Annotated in this window: 1 protein-coding gene; it reads right to left on the bottom strand. The window is 78.4% G+C overall.

The window, feature by feature from the left end:
* On the bottom strand, positions 1-204 hold a 204-nt coding region (locus ASG72_RS21060), incomplete at both ends, for a hypothetical protein (RefSeq protein ID WP_200939969.1).

Raw genomic sequence — 204 nt, 5'->3', positions numbered from 1 at the left:
GGCGACTTTCTTGGCCGGGGTGAAGGCGGTCTCGGCCATGGCGCGCAGGCGCTCGGGCTCGGAAGCCGGGCGGCGGGCTGCCGGTGCCGGTGCCCGCGTCGGTGCCGGAGCCCGCGCGGGAGCCTGGACCTGGGCCTGGGCGCGCTGCGGCTGCGGCGCCGCCAGCTCCTGTCCGGTGCGGAAGGCGGCGACGAGGTCGTTGAG

This window comes from Allobosea sp. Leaf344, from assembly GCF_001426225.1.
Lineage (GTDB): Bacteria > Pseudomonadota > Alphaproteobacteria > Rhizobiales > Beijerinckiaceae > Allobosea.
This window is presented reverse-complemented; position numbering and strand designations above follow the sequence as displayed.